21 protein-coding genes are annotated in these 25897 nt (G+C 67.3%); 18 read left to right on the plus strand and 3 right to left on the minus strand.

Going from position 1 to position 25897, the window contains the following annotated elements; all coding sequences use genetic code 11:
- Positions 1–86: 86 nt before the first annotated feature.
- From F466_RS0101600 to F466_RS0101660, 13 genes are all read left to right on the plus strand, one after another.
- Positions 87–980, plus strand: a complete 894-nt coding sequence (locus F466_RS0101600; RefSeq protein WP_018139499.1) for an XrtA-associated tyrosine autokinase — start codon at positions 87–89, stop codon at positions 978–980.
- A 73-nt stretch (positions 981–1053) separates the two neighbouring features.
- Positions 1054–2511, plus strand: a complete 1458-nt coding sequence (locus F466_RS0101605; RefSeq protein ID WP_018993298.1) for a TIGR03016 family PEP-CTERM system-associated outer membrane protein — start codon at positions 1054–1056, stop codon at positions 2509–2511.
- Between the two features lie 2 nt (positions 2512–2513).
- Positions 2514–3575, plus strand: a complete 1062-nt coding sequence (locus F466_RS0101610; RefSeq protein ID WP_018993299.1) for an XrtA/PEP-CTERM system-associated ATPase — start codon at positions 2514–2516, stop codon at positions 3573–3575.
- A 16-nt stretch (positions 3576–3591) separates the two neighbouring features.
- Positions 3592–4500: an XrtA system polysaccharide deacetylase gene (locus F466_RS0101615; protein WP_018993300.1), complete on the plus strand. Its 909-nt coding sequence runs from the start codon at positions 3592–3594 to the stop codon at positions 4498–4500.
- A complete protein-coding gene (locus tag F466_RS0101620; protein ID WP_018993301.1) occupies positions 4484–5554 on the plus strand; it encodes a FemAB family XrtA/PEP-CTERM system-associated protein in 1071 nt (356 codons plus the stop codon). The genes F466_RS0101615 and F466_RS0101620 overlap by 17 nt, the downstream gene beginning before the upstream one ends.
- 90 nt (positions 5555–5644) lie before the next feature.
- Complete coding sequence (locus tag F466_RS0101625; RefSeq protein ID WP_018993302.1) at positions 5645–6886, plus strand: TIGR03087 family PEP-CTERM/XrtA system glycosyltransferase; 1242 nt, start codon at positions 5645–5647, stop codon at positions 6884–6886.
- Entirely contained in the window at positions 6883–8427 is a 1545-nt protein-coding gene (gene xrtA, locus F466_RS0101630; protein WP_018139505.1) for an exosortase A, read from the plus strand. Before F466_RS0101625 ends, xrtA begins: the two co-directional genes overlap by 4 nt.
- On the plus strand, positions 8424–9659 hold the full coding sequence (locus tag F466_RS0101635) for a TIGR03088 family PEP-CTERM/XrtA system glycosyltransferase (protein WP_018993303.1): 1236 nt from the start codon (positions 8424–8426) through the stop codon (positions 9657–9659). Before xrtA ends, F466_RS0101635 begins: the two co-directional genes overlap by 4 nt.
- A 1-nt stretch (position 9660) precedes the next feature.
- A complete protein-coding gene (locus tag F466_RS0101640) occupies positions 9661–11592 on the plus strand; it encodes an XrtA/PEP-CTERM system amidotransferase (protein WP_018993304.1) in 1932 nt (643 codons plus the stop codon).
- Positions 11593–11594: 2 nt separating this feature from the next.
- Positions 11595–12542 (plus strand): methyltransferase domain-containing protein, encoded by a 948-nt coding sequence (locus F466_RS0101645; protein WP_018175009.1) that lies wholly within the window; start codon positions 11595–11597, stop codon positions 12540–12542.
- Complete coding sequence (locus tag F466_RS0101650; RefSeq protein WP_018175010.1) at positions 12539–13756, plus strand: TIGR04063 family PEP-CTERM/XrtA system glycosyltransferase; 1218 nt, start codon at positions 12539–12541, stop codon at positions 13754–13756. Before F466_RS0101645 ends, F466_RS0101650 begins: the two co-directional genes overlap by 4 nt.
- Positions 13746–14981, plus strand: a complete 1236-nt coding sequence (locus F466_RS0101655; protein WP_018993305.1) for a glycosyltransferase — start codon at positions 13746–13748, stop codon at positions 14979–14981. The genes F466_RS0101650 and F466_RS0101655 overlap by 11 nt, the downstream gene beginning before the upstream one ends.
- A gap of 2 nt (positions 14982–14983) precedes the next feature.
- Positions 14984–16330 (plus strand): phenylacetate--CoA ligase family protein, encoded by a 1347-nt coding sequence (locus F466_RS0101660; protein WP_018993306.1) that lies wholly within the window; start codon positions 14984–14986, stop codon positions 16328–16330.
- Here the strand turns inward: F466_RS0101660 and F466_RS0101665 are convergent.
- Entirely contained in the window at positions 16324–18036 is a 1713-nt protein-coding gene (locus F466_RS0101665; RefSeq protein WP_018993307.1) for an asparagine synthetase B, read from the minus strand. The two genes, F466_RS0101660 and F466_RS0101665, sit on opposite strands and share 7 nt — an antisense overlap.
- Before the next feature lie 430 nt (positions 18037–18466).
- Here F466_RS0101665 and F466_RS0101670 point away from each other — a divergent pair, with 430 nt between their 5' ends.
- The 4 genes from F466_RS0101670 to F466_RS0101685 are packed head-to-tail and all read left to right on the plus strand — an operon-like array spanning position 18467 to position 21437.
- Positions 18467–18718: an acyl carrier protein gene (locus tag F466_RS0101670; protein ID WP_012983883.1), complete on the plus strand. Its 252-nt coding sequence runs from the start codon at positions 18467–18469 to the stop codon at positions 18716–18718.
- Positions 18719–19546, plus strand: a complete 828-nt coding sequence (locus F466_RS0101675; RefSeq protein ID WP_018993308.1) for a hydrolase 2, exosortase A system-associated — start codon at positions 18719–18721, stop codon at positions 19544–19546.
- Complete coding sequence (locus F466_RS0101680; RefSeq protein WP_018993309.1) at positions 19543–20427, plus strand: hydrolase 1, exosortase A system-associated; 885 nt, start codon at positions 19543–19545, stop codon at positions 20425–20427. Before F466_RS0101675 ends, F466_RS0101680 begins: the two co-directional genes overlap by 4 nt.
- A gap of 8 nt (positions 20428–20435) precedes the next feature.
- Positions 20436–21437, plus strand: coding sequence for a glycosyltransferase (locus F466_RS0101685; RefSeq protein WP_018139515.1), 1002 nt, complete (start codon positions 20436–20438; stop codon positions 21435–21437).
- Here F466_RS0101685 and F466_RS0101690 read toward each other — a convergent pair.
- Both F466_RS0101690 and F466_RS0101695 read right to left on the minus strand, forming a co-directional pair.
- Positions 21434–22135 carry a class I SAM-dependent methyltransferase gene (locus tag F466_RS0101690; protein ID WP_018993310.1) on the minus strand — a complete coding sequence of 234 codons (702 nt, stop codon included), beginning with the start codon at positions 22133–22135 and terminating at the stop codon, positions 21434–21436. The two genes, F466_RS0101685 and F466_RS0101690, sit on opposite strands and share 4 nt — an antisense overlap.
- A gap of 43 nt (positions 22136–22178) precedes the next feature.
- Positions 22179–23786 carry an amino acid adenylation domain-containing protein gene (locus tag F466_RS0101695; RefSeq protein ID WP_018139517.1) on the minus strand — a complete coding sequence of 536 codons (1608 nt, stop codon included), beginning with the start codon at positions 23784–23786 and terminating at the stop codon, positions 22179–22181.
- 298 nt (positions 23787–24084) lie between these two features.
- On the opposite strand from F466_RS0101695, the gene F466_RS0101700 reads away from it, so the two are divergent.
- Positions 24085–25884, plus strand: coding sequence for an ABC transporter ATP-binding protein (locus tag F466_RS0101700; protein WP_018139518.1), 1800 nt, complete (start codon positions 24085–24087; stop codon positions 25882–25884).
- Positions 25885–25897: the final 13 nt, after the last annotated feature.

Consider the following 25897-nt stretch of genomic DNA (forward strand, 5'->3'; position numbering starts at 1 on the left):
CGCAACGCATCAGGGACCGGGATGCATTTGTTCCATGGAGGCGCGGGCCCTGCGGGCCGGCGCACGGCAAGGGGAGCCAGACGCTCATGAGCATCATTGAAAAAGCCCTCGACAAGAGCCGGTCGGCTCCCATACAGCCCCTGCCCGCCGACGCAGCATCCGGACACACGGACCGGGAAGCGGGGGGCACGGAGGCCCCGGCATCCGGGCACGGCGAGCACTCGGCGGCAGCTCGCATCGACTTCGGACACCTGCGGCGGCAGGGGCTGATCGTGCCTGGCGACCAGCGCTCCACCCTGGCCGAAGAGATCCGCATGATGAAGCGGCCGCTCTTGAACAACGCGTTCGGGCGCCACTCCGCAATGCGGATACCCCGCGGGCGGCTGATCATGGTGACCAGCTCGCTGCCACGCGAGGGCAAGACCTTTCTGACCACCAACCTGGCGATCAGCATGGCGATGGAGGTCGACCGCACGGTATTGCTGGTCGACGCCGATGTGGCCCAGCCGACCGTTCCGAGGGTCCTCGGGTTCGAGGCCGAGCGCGGGCTGATGGATGTCCTCACGGAGCCGGACCTTGGCATCCCCGATGTCCTGATGCGGACCAACATCGAGAACCTCTCGGTGCTGCCCGCCGGGCGCCCGCACGGGCGATCCACCGAGATCCTTGCCAGTGACGGGATGCGGGCCTTGCTGGACGAACTTCACGATCGCTATCAGGACCGCATCATCCTGTTCGATTCCCCCCCGCTACTGGCCACCAGCGAGCCGGGCGTGCTGGCCGCCGGGATGGGACAGGTCGTGATGGTGGTCGACGCCGAGCGCACCCCGGCCGCCTCCGTGGAGAACGCGATGCAGCAGCTCGCCGGCTGCGATGTGGTCCTGACTGCACTCAACCGAGCGCCCTCCACCCCGGGGCTTGGCTATGGCACGGGCTACTATCACGAGCGCCCGTACGGGGAGGTGAGCCATGAGCACTAACCAGGGACGGGTGCGGGTCACACACCGCAGGGAGGCCCCGGTACGGAACGGCCGGGCGATCTGTCTGATCGCCGTGCTGGGCGGCGGCACGCTGGCGCTGCCCGCCTCGGGCCTGGCCACCGAGTGGGACTTCACCCCGCGAGTCACGGTGGGGGTGGAGGCGACCGACAACGTCCGCCTGGCCCCCCGCGGGCAGGAGGATGCGGACCTGATCGGGCATGCGCGCCCCGGCTTCACCCTGCGCCGGGACGGCGTGCGCAATGACACCCGCGTGGACTACCAGCTCAACCATCGCACCCACCTGTCCGAGTCGAGCGAAGACCGCACGACCCACATGCTGCGCGCCCGCAACCAGACCGAGGTCATCGAGGACACGTTCTTTGTCGACGTGACCGCCTCGCGCCGGGAACAGGCCACCTCGCTGCTGGACCCGGTCGGCATCGGCGGCAGCACGCCACGCAGCAACATCGAGGAGACCTCGTATTACAGCGTGTCGCCCAACCTGCAGAACGAGTTCGGCACCTTTGCCCGCCAGGACATTCGCTACACCTACGACGAGCGGCACTACCACCGCAGCAACCGGGCCAGCAGCACCGGCAACCGCGCGGAATACACCCTGGACAGCGGCCCGACCTTTGATCGCGTGTTCTGGCAGCTGGCGGGCTTCTACGACCGGCTGAAGTACGAAGACGGGCTGGAGGGCGAGTTCAGCGAGATCAGCGCAACCCTCGGGTACAACATTGGCCGCACCCTGCGCGTATTTGGCGTCGTGGGCGAGGAGTTCAACGACTACGAAACCCTGCGCGACGACGACGATGGCAGCTTCTGGGAGGTCGGTGTCGGCTGGACCCCGACACCGGTGACCTCCGTCGAGGCACGTTATGGCGAACGCTTCTTCGGCACAACACGAGCCCTCAGCGCGACACACCGCAGCCGCCGCGCCAGCTACGGCGTCAGCTATTCCGAGGGCATCAGCTCGACCCGCGATCGGCGCGAATTCATGTTCCTTGACGTGTCCCAACTGGCCGAACTGGAGGGCATGACGTTCGAGGAGATCTTCGACCAGTACACCTTCGAAGAGCTCCAGTTACTGTTCACGAGCGCGCTGGTTACGCAAGAAGCGCTGATCGAGGGGTTCTATCTGACACGCAGTGCCCGTGCGAACTGGCGCTACGATACCGGGCGCAGCGTGTTCGGGGTTACCGGCTACCAGACCCGACGCGAGGCCGAGTTCGACACCGGTGCCGGCATTTTCGAGGACGACAATCGCCGCACCGGCGTGATCGCCTTCTGGGAGCTGACACTGGGGCCGCGCACCACCACGGAGCTGAGCTCCGGGGTCTCGCGCACGGAGTTTCTGGGCAGCGACCGCGAAGACGACTTCTTCTACTTCCGCGCCAGCCTGAACCGCCAGTTCGCCCCGGACCTGCGGGGCAGCCTGGCCTATCGCTATCAGCAGCGGGATTCGAACAGCCGGGTCAACGAATACCGGGAAAACTCGATCATCGCGCTGATCACCATGGAGTTCTGAGCATGTACGAGAACTTCTATGGGCTGCAGGGCAAGCCCTTCGCCCTCAGCCCGGACCCGAAATTCTTCTACGCCAGCAAGGGCCATCGGCGGGCCATGGCCTACCTCGAATACGGCGTGCAGCAGCAGGAGGGTTTCATCGTCATCACCGGCGAGGTCGGGGCCGGCAAGACGACCCTGGTGCGCAGCCTGTTCGAGACACTCGGCACCAAGCGGGTACTCGCGGCACAACTGGTCAGCACTCAGCTGGATGCCGAGAACCTGCTGCGCTCGGTGTGCCTGGCCTTCGGCCTGGAAGGAACCGGCGACGACAAGGCCAGCCAGCTGCGCCACATGGAGCGCTTCCTGCTGAACACGCGTTCACGCGGGCAGCGCGCGCTGCTGGTCGTGGACGAGGCGCAGAACCTGAGCATGGATGCGGTGGAAGAGCTGCGCATGCTGTCCAATTTTCAGGGCGTTGACGGGCCGCTGTTGCAGAGCTTCCTGCTGGGCCAGCCCGAATTTCGCGACATCCTGCGCAGCGAAAACATGCAGCAGCTGCGCCAGCGGGTGATCGCCACCTATCACCTGGGCCCGATGGACGAGGGCGACACCCGGGCCTACGTCGAGCACCGCCTGTCGCGCGTGGGCTGGGAGGGAACGCCCCACTTCGCCACCGATATCTGGCCCGTGATCCATGAGTTCACCGGCGGCATCCCGCGCAAGGTGAACACCCTGTGCGACCGCCTGCTGCTGATGGGCTATCTCGAGGAGCGCTACGATCTCGACGCCGACGAGGCCCGCCGGGTGATCGACGAGATCGAGGAGGACTTTGGCGCGCAGCAGGAGACGGCCGAGCCGAAACCCGGGAACGCCGTGAATGGCGTGATCGATACCGAACGCGCCGTTGCCAACGAGCTGACCCTGATCCGTCTGGAGGACAGCTACGAGGCGATGGAAAAACGCCTGGACCGGATCGAGCACGCCCTGGCGATCAACTACCGACAGTCGCAGCGCATCCTCGACGCCCTGGACTCGCTGGACAAGTTTTCGGGCCTCGACCACAAGGAGCTCGCCCGGCACTAGTGCCGGGGAAACCGCCATGCCGTCCGCACCGCCCACCGTAGCCAATGCCCTGACCGTCGATGTCGAAGACTATTTTCAGGTCTCGGCCCTGGCGCCGCATTTCCCGAGCCATTGCTGGGAGAGCCAGGAGTGCCGCGTGGAGTACAACCTCGAGCGGATCCTGGCGCTGTTCGATCATCACCGCGTGCGCGCGACCTTCTTTACCCTTGGCTGGATCGCCGAGCGCTATCCCCAGGCGGTGCGCCGAATCGTCGACGCCGGGCACGAGCTGGCCAGCCACGGTTACGGGCACCAGCGGGTGACCGAACTGGAGCCTCAGGCATTTCGCGCGGACATCGTCCGCGCCAAGGCCATCCTGGAAGACATCGCCGGTGTCGAGGTGCGCGGCTATCGCGCCCCCAGCTTCTCGATCGGCGAGGGCAACCTGTGGGCGCTCGACCTGCTGGCCGAAACGGGCCACACCTACAGCTCGAGCATCTATCCGGTCCAGCACGATCACTACGGCACGCCGAGCGCGCCGCGCCACCCCTATCGCCCGCGTGGGCCCCAGGGCGTGCTGGAACTACCCCCGGCCACCCTGCGCGTGGCTGGCCGCAATCTGCCGGCGGCCGGTGGCGGCTACTTTCGGCTGCTGCCCTATGCGGTCTCCCGCCAGGCGTTACGGAGGATCAATAACAAAGACTGTTTGTCCGGGGTGTTCTATTTCCACCCCTGGGAGATCGATCCCGGACAACCGCGTGTCCCCGGCGTGAGCGCCAGGACGCGTTTTCGTCACTACCTCAACCTCGGGCGTACGGAACGTCGACTGCAGCGGCTGCTGCAGGACTTCCGCTGGGGCCGCATGGACCAGGTCTTTGCCCACCTCCTCGCCAGCCCGGCGCCGCCAACCCCGACGACAGCGAACAGCCATGCTCAAGTCCACTGACCAGCGACCCACGACCACGCGCGCGACCGCGTTGCGGGTCCAGGACCTCACGCCTGCCGATGTTGCCCGGTGGGATGCCTTTGTCGAGACCTGCCCGGTGGCGACGTTCTTCCATCGCGCGGGCTGGCAGACGGTCATCGAACAGGCCTTCGGGCACTCGACCCATTTCCTGTTTGCCGAAGGCCCGAACGGGATCGAGGGTGTCCTGCCCCTGGCGCGCGTGCGCAGCTTTCTGTTCGGCCATTCCCTGGTTTCGCTGCCGTTCTGTGTGTACGGCGGCATCGCCGCGCGCACCGAAGAGGCCTTCGTGGCCCTGGACAACCGGGCCCGGGAGCTCGCGCAGCAATACAAGGTGGATTATCTCGAGTACCGCCATATGGCGCCCTACCACCCGGACCGACCGACCAAGCACCTGTATGTGACCTTTCGCAAGGAGATGGCGAAAGAGGTCGAAGAGAACCTGGAGGCGATCCCGCGCAAACAGCGGCGCATGGTGCGCAAGGGCATCAAGGCCGGCCTGGTCAGCGAGATCGACCGGGACATCGAGCGATTCTTCCCGATCTATGCGGCCAACGTGCATCGCATGGGGACGCCCGTGTTCAGCCGGCGCTACTTCCGCATCCTGCGCACCGTGTTCGGCGACGACTGCCGGATCCTGACCGTCACCGACGCGGGGACCCCTGTGGCCAGCGTGCTCAACTTCTACTTCCGCGACCAGGTCCTGCCCTACTACGGCGGCGGCACGCCGCGCGCCCGCGAGGTGGCCGGGTATGACTTCATGTACTGGGAGGTGATGCGCCGGGCCTGCGAGTCGGGTCTGCGCCTCTTCGATTTTGGCCGCAGCAAGCGCGATACCGGGTCATTCAGCTTCAAGAAGAACTGGGGCTTCGAGCCCCAGCCCCTGTACTACGAGTACGACCTGGTGCGTGCCCGGGCCATGCCCGACGTGAACCCGCTCAACCCGAAGTACCGCTACTTCATCCAGGCGTGGCAGCGACTGCCGCTGGCGGTGGCCAACCGGGTGGGGCCCTGGCTGTCCCGCAATCTCGGGTAGTGCTCGTGACCGTTATTAAACACCCCAGCACACCCGGGGACGGGTCGCACTGGGGCTTCCGTTTCGACCGCAGCAGCGGGTGAGCTTGCAATGGATGCCGTACTTTATCTGACCCATCGAATCCCGTGGCCGCCCAACAAGGGCGACAAGATTCGCTCGTACCATATCCTGCGCGATCTGACGCGGCGCTACCGGGTCTACCTGGGCACCTTTATCGACGACCCGGCCGATGCGGCCTACGTCAAAGAGCTGGAGCGCTGCTGCGCGGGCGTCTGCGTGCGCCCGCTCTCGCCGGGGCGCGCAAAATGGCGCGCCCTGCGCGGCCTGCTGACACAGGAGCCGCTGACCCTCCCCTGGTATCGCGATTCGGAACTGCAGCGCTGGGTCGACCGGGTACTGGAGCAGCAGGAGATCTCGCGCGCTCTGGTGTTCTCCTCGGCCATGGCGCAATACCTCCCGCCCCGGGCCCGCCTGACGCGGGTGGTGGACTTCGTCGATGTCGACTCCGACAAGTGGACCCAGTACGCCGCCAGCAAGCCCTGGCCGATGAGCGCGATCTACCGCCGCGAAGGACGCCAGCTGTTGCGCTATGAACGACAGGTCGCGGCGCGCAGCGAGGCCAGCCTGTTCGTATCACCGGACGAAGCCGCGGCATTTCGGGCCCTGGCGCCGGAGAGTGCCGAGCGGGTGCATGCACTGAACAACGGCGTCGATGCGGCGTACTTCGACCCGCAGCACCTCCCGAAGAAAGGCCCCTATCCGGACCGGGTCCAGCCGATCGTGTTCAGCGGGGCCATGGACTACTGGCCGAACGTGGAGGCGGTGGTCTGGTTCGCGGAATCCGTCCTGCCACGCATTCGCCAGGTTCACCCGGATGTGCGTTTTTACATTGTCGGCAGCCGGCCCGCGCCGGAGGTCCGCGAACTGGAGCGCCAGCCGGGCGTTGAGGTCGTGGGACCAGTGGAAGACATGCGCCCCTGGGTCGGCGGTGCCGCGGTTTCGGTGGCGCCCCTGCGGATCGCGCGCGGAGTCCAGAACAAGGTGCTCGAGGCCATGGCGCTGGCGCGGCCGGTCGTGGCCTCCCCGCAGGCGCTCGAGGGGATCACCGCCGTACGCGATGACGAGGTGATCGAGGCCGAGACCGACCCCGAGGTGTTCGCCCGCGCGGTCCTGCAGTGCCTGGAACAGCCCGATCCCGAGATGGCCGCCCGCGCCCGCCGACGCATCACCACGGACTACGACTGGGGCCGCAACCTCGCGTGCCTGCACGACTATCTCGAGAGCGGGCTGGCGCACGAGGGCGAGGCGATCGTCTCCCGGGGGGATGCATGAGCACGCCGGCCACTGTGATGTCCCAGCCGCTGGTGCAACGGTGGTGGGCGCCCGTGCTGGCACTGGCCGCCCTGATTGCGACCACGCTGGTTGTGTTCGCGCCCACATTCGTCTCGATGGTGGATACCTGGGCGCGTTCGGATACCTTCGCGCATGGATTCCTGGTCGTACCGATCGTCCTGTTTCTGGTCTATCTCAAGCGTGACGAGCTGGCGGCTGTATCGCCGCGCCCCTATCCCCTGGCGCTGGTCCCGATCGTGCTGCTGGGGCTCGCCTGGGTCATGGGCGAGCTGGTGGATGTCATCTCGGTGCGCCAGTTCGCCGCAACCCTGATGATCCCCTTCCTGGTGTGGCTGGTCATGGGCACCACAGTCGTGCGCGTCCTGCAGTTCCCGCTGGCCTACCTGCTGTTCGCCGTCCCGCTGGGCGAATTCCTGGTGCCTCCGCTGATGGACTTCACCGCGGAGTTCACCGTCGCGGCGGTTCAACTGTCCGGGATACCGATCTACCGCGACGGCCTGCACTTCGAACTGCCGACCGGACGCTGGTCGGTGATCGAGGCCTGCAGCGGTGTGCGCTATCTGATTGCGTCGGTCGCGCTGGGGACGCTGTACGCCTATCTGATGTACCGCAGCCTCTGGCGGCGGCTGGCCTTTGTCGGTGTCGCGATCATCGTGCCGATCATCGCCAATGGCCTGCGCGCCTACATGATCGTGATGATCGGACACCTGAGCGACATGGAGTATGCCGCGGGCGTCGACCACCTGATCTACGGGTGGGTCTTCTTCGGTGTCGTGATCTTTCTGATGTTCTGGATCGGGGCCTTCTGGCGCGAGGATGGGGCAGCCGGGGAGCCCGCCCGCCGAGTCCCGGCACGAGCCCAGCAAACCGGGGCCATGGGCTTTGCTCATATGGCCGTGATCGCCGCGCTGGTGGTCACACTGGGTCCCGTCTATGCCCACTGGATGGACACCCGGGATCTCGGCCCGATACAGGGCCTGGGCACCGGACCGATCGTTCCTTCCGGCTGGACCGCCGTGCCCGCTCGGGAGCGGCCCGGCTGGCAGCCCGGCTACCAGTTCATGCGTGCGGAGCGCGGGGGCTGGGTCGTAAACGATTCACAGGTGGAGGTCGGCATGCACGTAGGCTTCTACCGCGAACAGGCGCGCCACGGAAACATGCTCGGCTGGCACAACACGCTGGCGGGCCGGGAGCGGGCCGAATGGAGCCAGGCCCGGCGCGGCCAGGCGGAGGTCGCGGGCTATCCCGATCCGCAGCGGGTCCTGCTGCGCGGGCGCCAGCAGCAGATGGTGGCCTGGCAGTGGTACTGGGCGAACGGGCATCTCACCACCCGGCCCTTCGAGGTCAAGGCCCGCGAGGCCATTAGCCGACTGCTGGGCGGGCGCGACGACGCCGCGCTGATCGTAATCTACGCCGAATACCACGACGAACCGCAGCAGGCCGAGGATGCGATACGCGCCTATGTGGAGGCCGCGATGCCGCAGGTGCTGGAACGGCTGCAGGACGTGAACCAGCGATGAGCGCCCTGGCATCCAAGGGGAGTGCCGCCGACCCGCGCCCATGCGTGGCCCATGTCATCCATCGCCTGGATGTCGGCGGCATGGAGAACGGACTGGTCAACCTGCTCAACCACATGCCCGCCGAGCGCTACCGGCACGCGATCATCTGCATGACCGACTACACGCGGTTCAGCGAGCGCCTGCAGCGGGAGGACATCAGCCTGCATGCCCTGCACAAGCGCGAGGGCAAGGACCTGGGCGTACACCGGCGCCTGTGGCGGCTGCTGCGCGAACTGCGCCCCGCGATCGTCCACACCCGCAATCTGGCAACACTGGAGGGGCAGGTCACCGCCGCCCTGGCCGGCGTGCGCGCCCGGGTACATGGCGAGCACGGCTGGGATATCGCCGACCTTGATGGCTCCCGCGACAAGCATCGTTACATGCGACGGTTGGTGCGCCCCCTGGTCGGCCGGTACATCGCCCTGTCGCGCCATCAGATGAACTACCTGCAGCAACGGGTTGGTGTCGGAACCGAGCGGCTGACGCACATCTGTAACGGGGTGGATACCGGGCGATTCCACCCGCGCGAGGGCACCCGCACAGGCCCCTGGCCCCCGGGCTTTGCCGGCCCGGAGGACATCGTGATCGGGAGCGTGATGCGGATGCAGGCAGTGAAGGCCCCGCTGGACCTGGTAGAGGCATTCATTGCCCTGCGCGAAAACACCCCGGTGCCCTTCGACCGTCTTCGCCTGGTGATCGTGGGAGACGGCCCGCTGAGGGAACAGGCCCGCCAGCGCCTGGAGGCCGCCGGAGTCGCGCAACAGGCATGGCTGCCGGGGGCCCGCGAGGACATCCCGCAGTGCCTGCGGGCGATGGACCTCTTTGTCCTCCCCTCTCTGGCCGAGGGGATCTGCAACACCATCCTCGAGGCCATGGCCTCCGGGCTTCCGGTGATCGCGACCGACGTTGGCGGCAATCCTGACCTGGTGACCCCCGGAAACACGGGGGCCCTGGTCCCCGCAGGGGCGCCGGCCGCCCTCGCCGAGGCCATCCGCAATGCACTCGCCAGTCCGGATACCCGCAAGCGCATGGGACAGGCGGCCCGCATTCGCGCCGAGGCCGCATTCAGCATGGACGCCATGGTGGCCGGCTACCTCGGGGTCTACGACAGCCTGCTGGACAGGGCCAACGCCCGAACCCCCTCGGTTCGGGCAAGGGGCCGCCGGCGACAACACGAAACGATGGGGCGCTGACATGTGCGGTATCGCCGGTATTTTCGATCTGCACGGGCGGCGCCCGATTGACCGCGCCTGTCTGGAGGGCATGAATGCCACCCAGTTCCACCGGGGCCCGGACGAAGGCGGTATCCACCTGGAGCCCGGGGTCGGGCTGGCGCATCGCCGCCTGTCGATCATCGACCTTGCCAGTGGCCAGCAGCCACTGTTCAACGAGGATGGAAGCGTCGTCGTCACCTACAACGGCGAGATCTACAACTTCCCGGAGTTGACCCATGAACTCCAGCGGGCGGGCCATCGCTTTCGTACCCACTGCGATACGGAAGTCATCGTGCACGCCTGGGAGGAATGGGGCGAGGACTGCGTCCAGCGCTTTCGCGGGATGTTCGCTTTCGCCCTCTGGGACCGCCACACCCAGACCCTGTTTCTGGCCCGCGATCGCCTGGGCATCAAGCCGCTTTACTACAGCACGCTGCCGGATGGCCAGCTGATCTTTGGCTCCGAACTCAAGGTCCTGCTGGCCCATCCCGGGCAGACACGCGAGCTCGATCCCTGCGCGGTAGAGGAATACTTCGCGTATGGCTATGTGCCCGAGCCGCGCAGCATTCTGGGCGGCGTCCACAAGCTTCCACCGGGGCATACGCTGACCGTACGGCGCAACCAGCGCTCCGCCGCCAGCCCGCGTGCGTACTGGGATGTCCCCTTTGCGACAACCGCCCCCATCGGCATGTCGGAGGCGGCGGAGGAGTTGACCGAACGCCTGCGCGAGGCCGTGCGCATCCGCATGGTGGCCGAGGTGCCGCTGGGCGCCTTCCTGTCGGGGGGCGTAGATTCCAGCGCCGTGGTGGCAATGATGGCCGGGCTCTCCACCGAGCCCGTGCGCACCTGTTCCATCGGCTTTGCCGACCCCGCCTATGACGAGTCGCGCTATGCCCGGGAGGTCGCCGAGCGTTACGCGACAGAGCATCACAACCGCGAGGTCGACCCCAATGACTTCGCCCTGCTGGAACGCCTGGGCGATCTCTACGATGAACCCTTTGCCGACAGCTCGGCCCTGCCGACCTATCGCGTCTGTGAGCAGGCCCGCCGACAGGTCGTGGTCGCGCTGTCCGGTGACGGGGGCGACGAAAACCTGGCGGGCTATCGCCGGTATCGGCACCACCTCGCCGAGGAACGCCTGCGCAACCCGCTGCCCCTGGGCCTGCGGCGGGTCCTGTTCGGCAGCCTGGCCCAGGTCTATCCCAAGGCGGACTGGGCGCCGCGCCCGCTGCGCGCCCGGGCGACCTTCCAGGCGCTAGCGCGGGATGCGGTCGAGGGATACTTCCAGGGCGTGTCGGTGCTGCGCGACGAGCAGCGCAACTCTCTGTTCTCGCCCGCATTCCGCCGCGAGCTGCAGGGCTACGGGGCGGTCGAGGTGCTGCGCGCCCATGCCGGGCAGGCCCCGACCGATGACCCGCTCTCGCTGGTGCAGTACCTGGACCTCAAGACCTACCTCCCGGGCGACATCCTGACCAAGGTCGACCGCGCCAGCATGGCGCACTCGCTGGAGGTCCGCGTGCCGCTGCTGGATCACCCGCTGGTGGAGTGGGCCTCCACGCTCGCACCGGAACTGAAGCTGCGCGACGGCGAAGGCAAGGCGGTCCTGAAAAAGGCGATGGAACCCTACCTGCCCCACTCGATTCTCTATCGGCGCAAGCGGGGCTTCGCCGTACCCCTGGCCAACTGGTTCCGGGGGCCACTGCGCGAGGCGATGCACGAGCGGGTGCTGGGCGAGCAGATGCGTGATTCCGGGCTGTTCGACGAACGTACCCTCAGGCGTCTGGTCGACGAGCACGGCCGGGGCGCGCGCGATCACAGCGCGGCATTGTGGTCGCTGATGATGTTCCAGACCTTTCTGGACAAGGTGCAACCGACCAGCCCGCGCAGCGGCTGCGTCCTGCCTGGAGCCTAGCCATGTATGGACGCCACCCGGTTGCCGATGCCTCGCGTGCCACTCGTGCCATCCTCAGCAACCTACTGGCCCAGGGAGCTCCGAGGCTCTACGTACGCCTGACCCACGAGACCGGCCGTGGCCGTGGCGCGGAGACGGCGGAATCCGTGGCGCAGTACTTCACCACCTGTTTCTTCGACTACTTCGATCAGCTGGGGGTCCCGCCCGAGGCGATCGAGGACGCCCTTCGCGACAAGCACCTGCTGGAGTACGGGCCCGGCGACGTGCCCGGCGTGGCGCTGCTAATGCTGGCCCATGGCGCGGCCCGGGTGACCTGCGTTGACCGCTTTGCGCTGTCGCAGCGCAGCCCCTTTCAGCTGGAGGTCCTGCAGTGCCTGCTGGACGGCCTGGGCCCCGAGGCCCACGAACGGGCGGCCGCGTGCTTCGAGCGCCCCGGCGATCCGGCCTCGGGGTTTCGCAGCGAGCGGCTGGAATACCGCGTGACCCGGGATGGGCTGTCGGGCCTGAACGCCGAGGTCGACCTGATCTATTCGCGCGCGGTGCTGGAACACGTCAATGACCTGGAAGCGACCTTTCGCGACATGGCGACCGCCCTGAAACCAGGGGCGCTGGCGGTCCATCAGGTGGACCTCAAGAGCCATGGCCTGCACCGCGAAAACCCGCTCGACTTTCTCACCTGGCCGGTGGGCCTGTGGCACTGGATGTATGCCGGCAAGGGTGTCCCGAACCGCTGGCGTCTGGACCGCTACCGGCAGGCAATCAAGCGTGCAGGACTCGTGGTTCGGCATCTCGAGTCCACGGCCGAGGCACTGGACGAGGATGTGGCTGCAGTGGCCCCTTATCTGGCCGAACCATTTCGCGGGCTCGACAAGGCCACGCTGCGCTGCCTGGGATTCTGGCTCGTGGTGACCCGCCCGGCGCCCGACGACGAAGCGAGGGCTGCGGCATGAAGATCCTCCACGTCCTCGACCATTCCATCCCGCTGCACAGCGGGTACACCTTCCGCACTGCGGCCATCCTGCGCGAGCAGCGCCGCAGGGGCTGGCAGACCTGTCATCTGACCAGCCCCAAGCATACCGGCGCGAACGCGGACGAGGAGACGATCGACGGCCTGCATTTCTACCGCACGGCCTACAACCCGAGCGCGATCCCGGGGATCGAGCAATGGGGGTTGATGCAGGCACTGACCCAGCGGCTGACCCGCGTCGCCTGCCAGGTCGCGCCCGACATCATCCATGCGCACTCGCCCGCGCTGAATGCCCTGCCGGCCCTGCGTGCCGGTCGCCGGCTGGGCATCCCGGTGGTCTACGAGGTGCGGGCATTCTGGGAGGACGCCGCGGTCGACCATGGCACCGCCCGCGAATATGGCCTGCGTTACCGCCTGACGCGGGAGCTGGAGACCTATGCCCTGAAGCGCGTGGGGCATGTCACCACCATCTGCGAGGGACTGCGCCGCGACATCATCGCGCGCGGCATCCCGGCCGAGCGGGTCACCGTGATCCCCAATGCGGTGGACGCGGATGACTTCCACCTGGGCGGTCAGCCCGATCCCGCCCTGAAGGCCGAACTGGGTCTGGGTGACGCCCGTGTGCTCGGCTTTCTCGGGTCTTTTTATGCCTACGAGGGACTGGATACCCTGCTCGAGGCCTTTCCGCTTATCCAGGCCCGGGCGCCCGACGTACGCATCCTGCTGGTCGGGGGCGGCCCGCAAGCCGAGCGCCTGAAGGCCCAGGCCGAACGCCTCGGCATCCAGGACCGCGTCATCTTCACCGGGCGCGTCCCGCATCACCAGGTGCAGCGCTACTACGACCTGGTCGACCTGCTCGTGTATCCACGCCATTCGATGCGCCTGACCGACCTGGTCACGCCGCTGAAACCACTGGAGGCAATGGCCCAGGGGCGCCTGCTGGTGGCATCGGACGTGGGCGGGCACCGGGAGCTGATCCGGGATGGCGAGACCGGCTGGCTGTTCCCGGCCGACAACCCCGAGGCCCTGGCCACCCGGGTGCTGGAGACGCTCGAGCACCCCGAACACTGGCCACGGGTGCGGGAGAACGGACGGCGTTTCGTGGAACAGGAGCGCACCTGGGCGGCGAGTGTCGCACGCTACCAGTCGGTCTACGACGGGCTGCGGGCCCGGCCGGAGGTGCTGCGTGCCGGATGACGGGCGCCCACGTCTGGTGGTCTTCACGCGCGTGTACCCGAACGCGGCGCAACCCAATCTGGGACTGTTCGTGCGCGAGCGCATGCGCCGTGTCGCCGAACATCTCGACCTGGTCGTCGTGGCCCCGGCGCCCTGGTTCCCGTTCCAGCACTGGCTGGGACGCCTGCGTCCGCACGCCCGACCGCCGCTGCCGGCCTTCGAGCGGCAGGGGTCGATTCACGTCTACCACCCTCGTTTCCTGTGTATCCCGGGCCTGTTCAAGTGGACCGACGGCTTCTTTCAGGCGCTCGGCAGTCTGCGCCTGATGCGTCGGCTGCAGCGCGAGTTCGGCTTCGACGTGATCGATGCCCATTTCATCTATCCCGACGGGGTCGCCGCGCGCTGGCTGTCACGCTGGTTGAACCGCCCCTGCACCATCACCCTGCGCGGCAGCCTGAACCGTTTCCGCGACCGGCCGCTGCACCGGGCGCAGATTCGCCGGGCGCTGGAGGATGCGGCGCGGGTGTTCTCGGTGGCCGGGGCGCTGCGCGACGAGGCGCTGGACTGGGGCATCGAGCCCGACCATGTGCAGGTCGTGGGGAACGGGGCCGATCTCGACCGCTTCAAGCCGGAGGACCGGACCGAGGCCCGGCAGCGCCTGGGCCTGCCCGCCGAGGGGCGGTTCCTGATCTCCGTCGGGGGGCTGTCCGAGCGCAAGGGCTTCCACCGCGTGATCGCGACCCTGCCCGAACTGCTGCAACAGCACCCGGACCTGCATCTGGTGATTGCCGGCGGCGGCACCCCCGAGGGCAACAACGAGGCCGAGCTGCGCCAGCAGGTCCAGGCACTGGGGCTGCAGGACCGGGTGTGGTTCCTCGGGCCCGTCGCGCCCGACGAGCTGCGGTTCGTGTACTCCGCGGGGGACTTGTTCGTGCTGGCCACGCGCTTTGAAGGCTGGGCGAATGTCTTCCTGGAGGCCTCGGCCTGCGGGCTGCCCATCGTCACCACGGATGTGGGGGGCAACGCCGAGGTCGTCGCCTCGGAGCAGGTGGGGCTGATCGTCCCGTACGGGGATCATGACGCACTGCGCGCGGCGATCCACGAGGCCCTGGGGCGCGAGTGGGACCGCGCGGCGATCCTGGCCCATGCGCGGGCGAATGACTGGCGGGTGCGGATCCCCGAACTGGTCGCGGCCTTCGAGACGATCGCCGGGCCCGTCGGACATCGCCTGCCACGGCGCGCCTGAAGATGGGGCTGTACACCTCGCTGGTCGCGCATGGCGCGTTTCCCGTGCACGAGCGGTTGAAGGGGCACTCGACGGTGCGCCTGCGCAAGGCGCTGGAGGCGACCCAGTGGTGGGCACCCGAGGCACTGGAGAACCTGCAGCTGACCCGCCTGCAGCTCCTGCTCGAACGCGTGGCCCAACAGATACCGTTCTACCGCCAGTGGTTCGCCGACCAGGGCTGGTCACCCCGCGCACTGACGAGCCTTGCGGATCTTGAACGCCTGCCGATCATCGACAAGGCCGTGCTGCGCCAGGCAGGCCATGAGTGGCAAGCGGACGGGGCACAACACCTGGTCGCGCAACGTACCAGCGGTTCGACCGGCGAACCGCTGGCCTTCTGGCTGGGGCGCGAGCGCATTGCGATGGACATCGCCGCCAAGTGGCGCGCGACCCGCTGGTGGGGCGTCGACATTGGCGATCGCGAGCTGGTCCTGTGGGGCGCACCGAACGAGACCGACGTACAGAATCGCCTGCGGTCCTGGCGCGACCGCGTGCTGCGGTCGCGCCTGGTCCCGGCCCGCGACCTCGACCGGGCACGGGTCGATGCCATCATTGACCAGACTCGCGAGTTCCGCCCGCGCATGATCTTCGGCTATCCCTCCGTACTGGCACGGGTCTGCGCACACGCGCGGGAACAGGGCCGGCGCCTGGATGATCTGGGTATTCGGGTGGCCTTTACCACGTCGGAGGTCCTGCGCCCGGAGTGGCGGGCGATCATCACCGACGTACTGGGCTGTGGGGTCGCGAACGAGTATGGCGGCCGGGATGCCGGCCTGATCGCACGCGAGTGCCCGCATGGCGGGCTGCACCTGACGGCCGAGGCGCTGATCGTCGAGATCCTGGACGATGCCGGGCGACCGCTTCCGGCCGGCGAGACCGGGCAGATCGTGGTCACCAATCTGATGGGCCCGGAGTATCCCTTCATCCGCTACCGCACCGGTGATCGTGGCGCGCTGGACCCGGCGCCCTGCCCCTGCGGGCGCGGCCTGCCGCTGCTGCGGGAGATCGAGGGGCGAGCCAACGACGGCCTGATCGCGCTCGATGGCCGCTGGGTGCACGGCAGTCATTTCAACTACTGCCTGCGCGAGATCGCGGGCCTGCGCTCGTACAAGATCATCCAGCACGCGCCGGACCGGGTCGAGCTGTTGCTGGTCCTCGACGAGCCCCTGGCCGAGACCGTGGAGCAGCGCCTGCGGCGTGCCTTCACACAGGCCCTGGGGGAATCCTTGACGGTGGAAATCCGCCAGGTCGAGGCGATCGCCCCGGAAGCCGGCGGCAAGCACCGGCACGTGGTCTGTCGGGTTCAGTAACCGCCCGCCTGGGCGCGCGCTTCGGCTGGCATCTCGCTCGGCGGGGCGTGCAGCCAGAGATCCAGCATCATCAGCACCCACACCATGTCGCCGTAATAGGCCGCGTGTCCGTCGCGGTGCAGCGCTATCAGTTCGTCGATGAACTGCGGCCGCAGAAAGCCCTGCCCCTTGAGCCGCAGCAGGCTGTCATAGGCCAGTTCGCGCAGCGGCGCGTGGTCGTGCATCCACACCCCGAAGGGCAGGCCAAAGCCATGTTTCTTCTTGTCGATGATGGCGTCGGGCAGAAAGCCCTGCATCGCCTCCTTGTAGAAGTGGCGCAGCCGCTGCCCGCGCAGTTTCTGGTCGGACGGGATGCCCAGGGAGAACTCCACCACGTCGTCGTCCAGCATCGGAAAGACGACATCCACGCCGGCCAGCTCGCACATGCGGGTCACCTTGCGCAGGTCGTTGTCGGCCAGGGTCTGCTGCCAGTCCAGGTACATCATGCGGTTCAGCGACGAGGCATGCGCCGGCTGGTCGTGGATCTCGCGCATCAGATCCCACGGGGCCTGGGTATCCACCGCCGAGAGAAAGTCCGGCTCGAACATCGCCGTGGGCGAGAGGTGATACAGGTAGTTGTAGGTCTGCAGCCGATCGGGCAGCGGGATGCGCGCCTGCTCCACGTAGCGGCGCGCCTTGCTCAACCAGCCGGCCCCCTGCGGGATGCGGGTCGCCAGGGGTTCCAGCATGCCCTGGCGCAAGGGGCGTGGCAGGCGCTGCCAGTGCTCGAACAGGCCCTGCTTGGCATAGCGTGCGTTGCCGGCAAACAGCTCGTCGCCACCATCGCCGGCCAGCATCCGTGTCACGCCCGCCTGTGCCGCCATGCGTGCACAGAAATAGGCAGGCAGCGCCGAGGAGTTGCCAAAGGGCTCGTCGTAACTGCCGGCAATCAGGGGGACAGCGGCGACGACATCGTCCGGCGTCACGTAGTACTCGTTCGCCTGGGTCGCAAAGTGCCGGGCCGCGATGCGGGCGTACTCCATCTCGTCGTAACCCGGGGCATCGAAACCGATGCTGAAGGTCGGCGGCGGCTCGGGGGTCGTCTCGGCCAGGAGCCCGGCCACGGTCGAGCTGTCCAGCCCACCGCTGAGAAAGGCCCCCGGCTTCGGCGTCTCCCGCTGCTGCTTGACGGCATTGCGCAGCTGATCCCGCAGGGCCGTCCCCATCTCGGCGGCATCGCCCATGCGCGCCTCGCGGAAATGCGGGAGCCAGTAGGGCTTCACGCGGATTGTGTCCGCCTGACCGTCCAGGTAATGCGCGGCGCGCAGCTTCTCGACGCCCGCGAACACACTGACCGGTGCGGGCAGCATGTGAAAGAAGAGATAGTGATAAAGCCCCGAGGGGGTCGGATCGCGGCTCAGACCGGGATAGCGAACTACACTGCCGGCCGTTGTCCCGAAGGCCACCCCGCCCGGCACCGCCGCCCAGTGCAGCGAGGCCTGCCCCATGCGGTCCACGCCCGCGAGCAGGCGCGGCCGCTGCGGGTCCAGGATCGCCACCACGAAATCCCCCGCCACCTGGCTGAACAGGGCATCGCCGAAACGCCGGTAGGCGTCGAGCAAGGCATGGGCGGGCGACTGCTCCAGCGCCAGGCGCTGCAGGCCGCGCTCCCGCCACCGGGGGTGGCCGGCGATGGCCGCGATCAGCCCATCCGGGGCCTGGGCCACCCAGCCGCCCTGGACCAGACACCCGCCCCGGGGGCCATCGCAGCGCGCGCTGGACTCACGCGGGACCGAAGGGAGCCCCGCCTCCTGCAGGCCGAGGATATCGCCCGCCGCCCCCCTGGGCGCTCCAAACCATCCACATAGTCCCGCCATTGGCCTTCCTGTCGCCTGAAGCGGCGTTCAAGGAAACAGCAGCAAGTGCCCGCCTGTGATGGCTCCCGTGGGCATGCCGATATTCAAGTTTCCGCGTTTACCTTCCAGCAAACCAAAAATGCCGGCAAAAGGTAAAACTCAATGATGGAGGGACTGCCGACCACTTTAAAGTATTGATTATTTGGTACCCGCAAGGTCTCCAGTTGTCGGCCACAAACTTTCACAATAGGGCTTCTGGAAGTATGTGGAATGCGCCACCAGGGAACAGGAGATCTGCATCATGTCGACGCTCGAGCACATCAAGGCCTTGCTTGACAGCGCCCTCGGCCTGAATGGCCGCGCCCAGCACTTTGACCGCTCCACCCCCCTGCTGGGCGGGGTCCCCGAACTGGACTCCATGGCGGTGGTTTCCTTGATCAACGAGATGGAAGAACAGTTCGACATCGTGATCGATGACGATGACGTCAGTGCGGAGACCTTCGAGACCGTCGGCGCCCTGGTCGATTTCGTTGAACACAAGAATGGTGCCTAGATGGACGCCGGTTTCCTGCCGGGCTGCGCCGGACCGATCTTTTATGTCCTGCACCCGGCCGCCCGGGCCCCTGCCCGCGGGCGGGTCCTGTTCGTACCCCCGTTTGCCGAGGAGCTGAACAAGGCCCGGCGCATGGTGGCGCTGCAGGCCCGGCGCATGGCCCGCGAGGGGTACACCGTCCTGCTGCCGGACCTGTACGGCTGCGGCGACAGCGGTGGCGATTTTGGCGATGCGCGCTGGGAGATCTGGCTCGACGACCTCGCGCGCTGCCTGGATCACCTGGAGGCGAAATCCGACGACCAGGGCCCCCTGATCCTCTGGGGACTGCGCGCGGGCGCCCTACTGATCAGCGAGCTTCTGGCCACACGCGCCCCGTCGGTGGCGGCGACCGTGCTGTGGCAACCGGTCACCAACGGCGAACAGCACCTGACACAATTCCTCCGCCTGCGCATGGCCGCCGCCATGATGGGCGGGGAGAAGGAAAGCACGGGGCAGTTGCGCGGCCGACTGGAGGCGGGAGAGGCCATCGAGGTCGCGGGCTATACCCTGGCGCCAGCACTGGCAGAGGCACTGGCAAAAGCCCGCCTGGCACCACCGCCACACGGGCCGGTGTACTGGTTCGAGGTCAGCGACAGCGAGGGCGCTGCTCTGTCCCCGGGGAGCACCCGGACGCTGGATGCGTGGCGCGAGCAGGGGGTGGAAGCTCACGCCTCCGTTGTCCTCGGCGAACCCTTCTGGAATGCGCCGGACATCCTCGAGGTCCCGGCCCTGCTGGAACACACCATGGATTGCCTGGAACACACGGTATCCCTGGGGCAGGCGGCGTGAACGAGCGCGCGGTCGTCTTCCGGCTGGACAGGGATGAGCTGCTCGGCATCCTTCACCCTGGCGCCGCCGGGGCCGCACGGGGCGTCCTGATCGCCGTGGGCGGTCCGCAGTATCGCGTCGGCAGTCATCGCCAGTTTCTGCTCCTGGCCCGCGACCTGGCGGCTCGGGGGATCCCGGTGTTCCGCTTCGATTTTCGCGGCATGGGCGACGCGTCCGGCGCCCAGCGCGATTACGAAGAGGTGCACGATGACCTGCGCGCGGCGATGGATACCTTCTCGGCCGAGGTGCCGGGAATGCGCGAGGTCGTGATCTGGGGTCTGTGCGGTGCGGCCTCCGCTGCCTTGTTCTATGCCTGGCGCGACCCCCGGGTGGCGGGCCTGGTGCTGGCCAACCCGTGGGTCCGCACCGACGAGGGCCTGGCCCGCGCCTACCTGAAGACCTACTACCTCCAGCGGCTTGTTTCGCGCGACTTCTGGTCAGGCGCCCTGAAGGGGCGTTTCAACCCCTGGGCCTCCCTGCGCTCCCTGGGACGGATGGTCGGCACGGTACTGGGCCGTGCTACCGGGGCATCCCCGGCTGCGACCGACGAGGGCCGCGTCGATGTTTCGTCTGCGCCCCTGCCGGACCGGATGGCCGAGGGCTGGTGCCGCTTTCGCGGGCCGATCCTGCTGGTCCTGAGCGGAGAGGACCTGACGGCCGCCGAGTTTCGGGATGTGGCCAGCCATGCTCCGGCCTGGGACGGCTTGCTGCGACAGCCTCGCGTGACCCTGCGCGAACTGCCGGACGCGAACCACACCTTTTCCCGTCGCGAATGGCGCGACCAGGTTGCGACATGGACGCATGACTGGCTGCGCCAGGCGCCAGGGCCCAGCCCGGGATGATGCCGCCCATGGAAGCTTCCCTGGCGCACAACGTACTCCCGGCCGAGCCGGAGAGGCTCCCCCGCAAGCCACTGGTGTCGGTGATCATGCCGGCCTTCAACACGGCGGCCTACATTGCCGAATCCGTCGACAGCGTCCTGGATCAGGACTACCCCGGCATCGAACTCATCGTGGTGGACGACGGCTCGACCGACGGGACGGTCGAGATCCTGCGCGGGTATGGCGATCGTCTGACGCTGCTGACCCAGCAGAACCAGGGGGCGGCCGTAGCCCGCAATACCGGCATCGCGGCTGCCCAGGGCGACTTCATCGCCTTTATCGATTCCGACGATGTCTGGCTACCCGGCAAGCTGACCGCCCAGGTGCTGTACATGCAGCAGCACCCGGAGATCGGCCTGGTGCACACGGATTTTCTGGCGTGGAAGCCCGATGCCAGCGGACAGTTCGCCCCGCCCCATACCCTGGCCGATCCCCCGGTTCCGGTGACCGAGGTGCCGGAGATTGTCCCAGAGGGTTCGGGCTGGGTGTACAACCAGCTGTTAATGGAATCCCTGCCGCATACGATCACGGTGATGATGCGGCGCGAGCTGGTGGAACAGGTCGGCCCGTTCGACCCGCAGCTCAAGCGCGGCCAGGACTATGACTACTGGATTCGAGCCTCGCGACTGACCGAGTACCGCCAGCTGGACCGGGTCACCGCCCTTTATCGCCTGCACGGGCGTGGCTGCATGACCCGATACCCGGACGTGAACTACGAGGTCGAAGTGGTCCAGCGGGCGCTGGGTCGCTGGGGTCTGGTGGGGCCCAATGGCGAAAAGACCCCCTGGCCCCGGGTCCGCGAGCGCCTGGGTGATGCCTGTTTCACCTTCGGCTACCACCATTACTGGGAGGGAGACCCACGGATCGCCCGGCGCGCGTTCTTTCAGGCCCTGGTGCGCCGACCGGGACGCATGAAGACCTGGGGGTATCTGGGGGCCAGTACGGTGAAGGCCCTGTTCGCCCGGAGCTAATCTCGGCGGTTTCGATAAACCGCGACACGGCCGATCGGCATCTTTCGCAGCCGCCTGGTGCGGTACTCCCGGTAGGCCACGCGCTCCAGAAATGGGGCCTCGTCCAGCAGCCTTCGCTGGGTCGGGTTCTGGTACACGACCAGCACGTCCCGCTCTCCGTCGGCCTGCAGGGCGCTCTCGAGGTTCGCGAGCACGCGCTCCATGATCGCGGCCTTGAAGGGATTGAACAGGTAGATCAGCAGGTCGCCCGGCGGCAACCCGAACGCGCCGGCGTCGCCACAGACGGTATCGATCCGGTGCATGCAGCGCTCGGGGTGCCGGTAGATCCGCGCATTCGCGGCGGCGATCGCGTCCAGGCGGGAGTTGTATTCGACCCCGATGATCCGGCGAAACGGATGATGCGATGCGAGCAGCAGCGCCTTTCCCTTGCCCGACCCCAGATCAATGAACGCATAGCGCGCGGGGGCGATGCCCAGGGAGCGGATGATCCTGTGGAACAGACGCGGCGGGGCCCCCTCGTATCCCTCGTGCTCCTGCGGCAGACCCGCGTCGTCCCCGGCCTGGATGCCCGTATTGGTGCCATGCTTGCGGTCGAAGTCCGTCAGCCGGAACAGGACGTTCCGCGGGATGAGGGCCAGGGTGCGCCACCAGCCATGCCGGTGCAGGGAGGAGCGCAACTGAACCAGCGCATCCATCATCTCGCTGCCCTCGCAGTGGCAGGGCCTGAAAGCGCTGGGTTATTCACGCTTCGGCCGCCTGCAGCATATCGACGAGCACCTTGCGATCGACCTTGCCATTCGCGTTCAGCGGCAGTTCGTCCAGAAGATGGATCTCCCGCGGCACCATTACGGTGGGGAGCCGCTGCCTCAGTCGTTCACGAATCGCCTCCACGTCCAGGTGTTCGGCGACCACAAAGGCGATGATGCCGGAGGCTCCACTTGCGGTACGCGGCCAGCCGACCGCAACGGCCTGGTCGGTCGCCGCAGCCTCGCGCAGGGCCTGCTCGACTTCTCCCAGCTCGATGCGCACGCCGCCAATCTTGATCTGGTGATCGAAGCGTCCGAGGAACTGCAGGGGCTCTCCGGGATACGGGCGCCGCACGAGATCGCCCGTGCGGTAATACAGGGTGCTGTCGTCCCCGAGCCGGATGAATGCGGCCGCGGTGCGCTCCGGGTCCTTCCAGTACCCGGCGCTGACCTGCGGCCCGCTGATCAGGAGTTCGCCCTCGCCCCCTTCCGGCACCTCGTGAAAGGCCTCGTCGACCACAAGAACCCCGACCTGGTTGCCCGGATAGCCGATGGGGGCCATCCCGTGGGTGCACTCGGCAGGCGAACGCGCCGGGTCCCAACGGTAGAAACAGGCATCGACGGTGCACTCGGTCGGCCCGTAGGCATTGTCGATCGTGGCGTTGGGGGCGGCGGCCGCCATGATCCTGGCCAGTTCCGCCGACAGGGCCTCGCCGCCAAAGCGACACAGCCGCAGCTGGGGGAAACGGCCGGGGGCCCAGCCGTTGCGGCGACTCATGCCGTGGCCGGCCGACGGCGTGATGTCGATGACGGTCAGGGTCTTGTCGGCGATGTAGCGGTTGGGGTTGAACCACTCGCGGGCGGAGGGGCAGCAAAGACACGCCCCGTAGGCCCATCCCACGTACAGGTCGAACATCGAGGAGTCGAAGGTAATGTCGTAGAACTGCGAGAAACGATCGTTCTCGCTCAGCCCCAGAGGGTCATAGCGCTCCCGCGACATGGCGACGAACCGGGCCGCATTGCGATGACGCACGGCCACGCCCTTGGGTACACCGGTACTGCCCGAGGTGAAGAACAGACAGGCGAGATCGTCGGGATTGACCCGTGCCGGCGACCATCCCTCGGGGGGCGAGGCCGCGTCCAGGGCATAAAAGGCATGCCCGGGCCAGCGGGACTGAAAGGCATCGCAGTCCTCCCGGGTCGGCAGCCAGATCGCACAGTCGGAATGCTCCGGCCCCAGCCAGCCATCCAGCGACTGCATCCCCGTGGCATCCACGACCAAGGCCCCCAAGCCGGCCAGATCGACCATCCGCCGTGTTCGCTCGGGGGGGAAGGACGGGTTCAGGGGTACCAGCGTGTGCCCGGCCATCAGCACCCCCAGAAGGCCCTGGTACAGGATGCGCGAGCGCTGGGCCAGGACGCCGATCGTCCGCGGCCCGTCGGCGGGCAGGACGGCCTGCAGGCCCGAAGCCAGGCTGGCACTGGCGGCGTAGAGATCCCGGTAGCGGATCTCGCCCCCCTCCACATCCAGCGCCGGGCGGTCCGCGAACTGCCTAGCCGCGCGCAGGAAACCGGCGTGCAAACCGAACTCGTCCATGGCCATCCGACCACTCCTTGAAGTCACAAATGTACGGGATGGAGGCCGCTCCTGCTGGCGGCAGTTTTTACTTGAATACTGGCCGAAAGCTGGCTGTCCACCCTCTTCTGGGAGAATCCGGAAACCGGTTAAATCACGCAATCCCGACCGCGGGGGATTTACCTGATATTCCGGTTTGGACGGCCGCATGAGTTTTGTAATTAACGGACCATTCCGCCCCGTCAGGCCTCACTTTCCCGTTTCCACGAGGGTAAAAAAACGCTATACGTCATAGGGGTCCCGATGCTGAAAACCGGTTGATTACATGTTCAGAACCTTGCGCAAGTTGAACGCCCTTTTGCACCCCCGGGATCGCCGCAAGGTCGGGCTGCTGGTGATCCTGATGATCGTCGCGGCGTTCATGCAGACCGTGGGCGTCGCCTCGGTGATGCCGTTTCTCGCGGTGCTGTCCGATCCGGACATGGTTCACGGCCACGCGCTGTTAAACGAGGCGTACAACACCCTCGGTTTCGAGTCGACCGGAGAGTTTCTCTACTTTCTGGGGGTAGCCGCGTTTGTAATGTTCATGCTCGGGACGCTGCTGCAGGCGCTGACGCAGTGGTCGATCACGCGCTTCTCCCACATGCAGCAGTACGAACTGTCGCGCCGCCTGATGGCCGACTATCTGCGACGGCCCTACACCTTCTTCCTGCACCGCAATTCGGGCGACCTGGCCAAGACGATCCTGCAGGAGACCACGCACGCGATCAGTGGCGCGGTGATGCCGGCCATGCGCCTGGTCAGCCAGGGTCTGCTGGCGGTCTCGATCATCGCCCTGCTCATCCTGGTCGAGCCGTGGCTCGCGCTCATCGTGGCCCTGGGTCTGGGCAGCGTCTATGCGGCCATCTACATCGTGGCCCGGATCTGGCTGAACCGGATCGGGCAGGACCGGGTGGAGGCCAACCGCGAGCGCTTCACGGCGGCGGCCGAGGCCTTCGCGGGCGCCAAGGAGATCCGCCTGCTAGGACGCGAGCGCGACTACCTGGAACGCTACCGCCACCCGTCCAGGCGCTACGCCCGGCACCAGGCGAACGCGGTGCTCCTGCAGGACACCCCGCAGTACGCGATCGAGGCGATCGCCTTTGGTGGTGTACTGCTGCTCGTGCTGTACCTGATGGCCGGCGACGGGGGGCTCGCCCAGGCCCTCCCCCTGCTCGGCCTGTATGCGCTGGCGGGCAAGCAACTGATTCCCGCCTTCCAGAAGATCTTCCAGAACGTGGCCGCCCTGCGCTTCAATTTTGCGGCGGTCGACAACATCCTGAAGGATCTGGGTGATCGCGGCGGCGACGTCTTGCCCCCGCGCGGCGAGGCCTCTGCTGCACTGGCGCCGCAGCAGGCCATTCGGGTCGAGGGCGTGACCTATCGCTACCCCCAGCATGACCGCGTTGCGCTGGATCACCTCTCGCTGGAGATCCCGGCCCGCACGACCATCGGGCTGGTGGGCTCGTCCGGGGCCGGCAAGAGCACACTGGTGGACGTCCTGCTCGGGCTGCTGGAACCCGACGAGGGAGCGATTCTGGTCGACGGGCAGCCACTCACCGCAGCGAACGTGCGGCAGTGGCAGGCGGCACTCGGCTATGTCCCGCAGCACATCTTCCTGGCCGACCAGAGTGTCGCCGCCAATATCGCCCTGGGCGTACCGGAGGCCGAGATCGATCATGCCGCGGTGGAGCGGGCCGCGCGCCTAGCCAACCTGCACGACTTCGTGATGAACGACCTCCCGCACGGCTACGACACCCTGATCGGGGAACGCGGGACCCGCCTGTCCGGCGGACAGCGTCAGCGCATCGGCATTGCCCGGGCCCTCTACCGCGACCCGGCGGTGCTGTTCTTCGACGAGGCCACCAGCGCCCTGGACAACGCCACCGAACGCGCCGTGATGGACGCCATTCACAACCTGAGCGGCGACAAGACGATCATCCTGGTCGCGCACCGGCTGAGCACCGTCAAACCCTGCGATCAGATCTACGTGCTCGATAGCGGGCGTCTGGTCGACCAGGGCCGCTGGGAGATGCTGGTCGACGGCAGCACGCACTTCCAGCAGCTGGCGGCCGGGCACGCCTGACAGCGGACCCCTC

Origin of the sequence: Thioalkalivibrio sp. ALgr1 (genome assembly GCF_000378285.1) — a bacterium.
Taxonomy (GTDB): domain Bacteria; phylum Pseudomonadota; class Gammaproteobacteria; order Ectothiorhodospirales; family Ectothiorhodospiraceae; genus Thioalkalivibrio.

Excerpts from the sequence above, each read along its gene's own strand:
- F466_RS0101660 (WP_018993306.1), top strand. The coding sequence starts at position 14,984 with ATGGGGCTGTACACCTCGCTGGTCGCGCATGGCGCGTTTCCCGTGCAC.
- F466_RS0101695 (WP_018139517.1), bottom strand. The coding sequence starts at position 23,786 with ATGGCCATGGACGAGTTCGGTTTGCACGCCGGTTTCCTGCGCGCGGCT.
- F466_RS0101620 (WP_018993301.1), top strand. The coding sequence starts at position 4,484 with ATGCTCAAGTCCACTGACCAGCGACCCACGACCACGCGCGCGACCGCG.
- F466_RS0101670 (WP_012983883.1), top strand. The coding sequence starts at position 18,467 with ATGTCGACGCTCGAGCACATCAAGGCCTTGCTTGACAGCGCCCTCGGC.
- F466_RS0101610 (WP_018993299.1), top strand. The coding sequence starts at position 2,514 with ATGTACGAGAACTTCTATGGGCTGCAGGGCAAGCCCTTCGCCCTCAGC.
- F466_RS0101635 (WP_018993303.1), top strand. The coding sequence starts at position 8,424 with ATGAGCGCCCTGGCATCCAAGGGGAGTGCCGCCGACCCGCGCCCATGC.
- xrtA (WP_018139505.1), top strand. The coding sequence starts at position 6,883 with ATGAGCACGCCGGCCACTGTGATGTCCCAGCCGCTGGTGCAACGGTGG.
- F466_RS0101690 (WP_018993310.1), bottom strand. The coding sequence starts at position 22,135 with ATGATGGATGCGCTGGTTCAGTTGCGCTCCTCCCTGCACCGGCATGGC.
- F466_RS0101625 (WP_018993302.1), top strand. The coding sequence starts at position 5,645 with ATGGATGCCGTACTTTATCTGACCCATCGAATCCCGTGGCCGCCCAAC.
- F466_RS0101615 (WP_018993300.1), top strand. The coding sequence starts at position 3,592 with ATGCCGTCCGCACCGCCCACCGTAGCCAATGCCCTGACCGTCGATGTC.
- F466_RS0101685 (WP_018139515.1), top strand. The coding sequence starts at position 20,436 with ATGGAAGCTTCCCTGGCGCACAACGTACTCCCGGCCGAGCCGGAGAGG.
- F466_RS0101700 (WP_018139518.1), top strand. The coding sequence starts at position 24,085 with ATGTTCAGAACCTTGCGCAAGTTGAACGCCCTTTTGCACCCCCGGGAT.
- F466_RS0101640 (WP_018993304.1), top strand. The coding sequence starts at position 9,661 with ATGTGCGGTATCGCCGGTATTTTCGATCTGCACGGGCGGCGCCCGATT.
- F466_RS0101645 (WP_018175009.1), top strand. The coding sequence starts at position 11,595 with ATGTATGGACGCCACCCGGTTGCCGATGCCTCGCGTGCCACTCGTGCC.
- F466_RS0101650 (WP_018175010.1), top strand. The coding sequence starts at position 12,539 with ATGAAGATCCTCCACGTCCTCGACCATTCCATCCCGCTGCACAGCGGG.
- F466_RS0101675 (WP_018993308.1), top strand. The coding sequence starts at position 18,719 with ATGGACGCCGGTTTCCTGCCGGGCTGCGCCGGACCGATCTTTTATGTC.
- F466_RS0101600 (WP_018139499.1), top strand. The coding sequence starts at position 87 with ATGAGCATCATTGAAAAAGCCCTCGACAAGAGCCGGTCGGCTCCCATA.